Raw genomic sequence first — 2,467 nt, 5'->3', positions numbered from 1 at the left:
CATCATGGAGTTCAGGAGATTTCATCTGCGGGGGCTTGCAAAAGTTACCACTGAACGAACCTTCGTCGCTCTCGCTTCCTCGCTTACAACTGCAAAAGAATGGCGCGTCTCTAGGTCGCATGAGACAGGACCGTCACCATTCCTAATCAGCCTTGAATGAACCCAACCCGACAGTCTGTCAGAGGAAGTTTAGATTTATCTAGAGTTCTATTTATAAAAACTATTGCCGGCGAAATTTAACTACCTGATAAGCAATTTTTATTATGATAAGGGCGAAATTTAATTCGTAAGGTAGTTTAAGAGATCGTGTCTATTATAGACCCTGCTTTTTACAAATTTCGATATTCCAATATTAGTATTTTAATAATTTTGGGAAAGGCGATTTCCGCATACATTTTTCATAAAAAATTTATATTCCTCACGTTAGTTTTTGTTTTATTTTTTAAATGCATATCAGGCTTTGCATTTGCGCAGACTGTAAGGCTGTTCGATGGGCAAGTTGGTGTTGAAAATGCTACTATTAACGGATTTGCGCAGGATACCGATGGATTTCTGTATGTAGGAACAGAAACAGGACTTTATGTCAGTTCCGGTGGCGAATTTACGCGGGTCGATAACGGAAATGCCGGAACTTTCACGCATGTTACGGCATTGGCTGGGGGAGAGGATGATAATCTCCTTATTGCAGCGGATCACACAGTATGGCTTCGGAACAAGCAGTCATTTCATAAAATTTCATTGAAATTTCAGGATCATTTGCATTTTTCTGCTTTGGATAAAGATTTCATTGTTCTTGCCGGAGAAGGACCAGCTAAAGGCGGCGGCTTGTGGCGAATTCATCCAAAATCTGGCAGTGAGCCTGTCGTTGAACGCTTTATAGATGGCAGTATAAATGGCATCAGATTGCCAAAAAGCACAATTGCAACTAAACCACTTTATGCAATTGCTTCTTCAGAACAAACTGTATGGCTTGCCTGTGGTGATGCCATTTGCCGTTATAAAGATGGCGTAAGTATTGTATTCGGATTACACGAAGGTGTGCCTTCTGATAAATGGCTGGCTCTGATACCTGATAAAAATAAAGGACTGATCGCGCGTAGTACAACTCGTATTGTACATATTAATACAGATAAATCAGTTGAGTTGGAAAATGTTCCTGGGAACATCCCAGGAACATCAACATATAATCCTTTTCTGATTTCGACCGCTGGCGGACAAGTCATCACTCAGGGTGCCAGCACACTGTTTATTCGCTCTTTGGCGGGGCAATGGGAATCTTCAGACTTTTTATCGAAGTATAAGTCAGGCTTAATTTCTGTTGCGTTTGTGGATCGGGAAGATGGTATCTGGTTTGCCAGATCCGATCATGGAATCATGCGTGTCGCAGGTTTTGCTGAATGGAAAAATTATGGAGCAGATCAGGGGTTTCCTGCTGCAATGATTTCAGCCGTCAAGCGTGATAATTCCGGTGCATTGTGGCTTGCCACGGACAAGGGAATATTCCGCTATGCTTCTCTCAAAGAGAATGGCGGGAGGCTCGCAGAATTTAATCATTATGATATAAATGCAACTTCTCTGTTGCGAGCAGGTGATGGCACAATCTGGGCAGCAGGAAAAACTTCCTTTCTTATTCACATAGATCCAATTACAAAGAAAATAACCAGTCTGGCGTCTCAGGTGCCGTTGACGGGGGCTATGGCTCTGGATAGTGCCGACCGTTTGTGGATTGGAACGGCTCAGGGGCTTATAAGGATAGATGACCCGGTCCATCCACCAGCTCGCCTGCCTGAAATACTGGGACTGAATGAAAGGCGAATTAATGCCCTCCGCTTCGATCAATACGGACGTCTTCTGATTCTGACGGATAGTGTCCTGTTTCGGCAAAAATCAGGTACAGATTATTTTGAACCTCGGGTTGACCTTCTTGATCTTGGAATCGGTGAAGGTCGTTCTATGGCCGTCACCATGTCCAATGAAATATGGATCGCGGGTCTGATCGGGGGAATACGTCAAATTACACTACCTGAAGAAGGTAATGCTGTAATCTCGTCGTTGTTCACCGGAAGTCAGCATATTGAACAGGTGACCTCAATTTTCCGGGATAGCCGGGGCTGGATGTGGGTTGGAAGTAATCATGGCGTAAATGTTTTGAGATCCAATGGATGGCGTCATTTCGACATTGATTCTGGCCTCATTTCTAATCAGATCATTCAAGGATCAGTGAGTGAAAATGACGATGGCTCATTATGGCTAGGTACTGACATAGGTTTTTCTCATCTCGATACAGAACTTATTGCACCGTCACTTCCAGATATTCATACAGTTATATTGTCTGCTTACATGGGCTCAATCGATTTAAGAGCCTGAATCAGAAAGCGGTTTGATTGATTTTTCGCAGAACTCTGCGGATATGGGCAATCATCAACCATGCGCAGGATGACGAGATTGTTGTCTCGACATCCTTCGT

1 protein-coding gene and 1 pseudogene are annotated in these 2,467 nt (G+C 43.4%); one reads left to right on the top strand and one right to left on the bottom strand.

The genetic code is table 11. From position 1 onward, the window contains the following. The first annotated feature begins 306 nt into the window (after positions 1-306). Complete coding sequence (locus tag GOB90_RS18575; protein WP_173572218.1) at positions 307-2,367, top strand: two-component regulator propeller domain-containing protein; 2,061 nt, start codon at positions 307-309, stop codon at positions 2,365-2,367. Position 2,368: 1 nt separating this feature from the next. Here GOB90_RS18575 and GOB90_RS18570 read toward each other — a convergent pair. After that, positions 2,369-2,467 (bottom strand): annotated as a pseudogene (locus tag GOB90_RS18570) (IS5/IS1182 family transposase); the annotation flags it as partial.

The sequence above is a fragment of the Acetobacter oeni genome, assembly GCF_011516825.1.
In the GTDB taxonomy this organism is placed as follows: domain Bacteria; phylum Pseudomonadota; class Alphaproteobacteria; order Acetobacterales; family Acetobacteraceae; genus Acetobacter; species Acetobacter oeni.
Note: the sequence above shows the minus strand (reverse complement) of the source record. Positions and strands in the feature narration are given on the sequence as shown.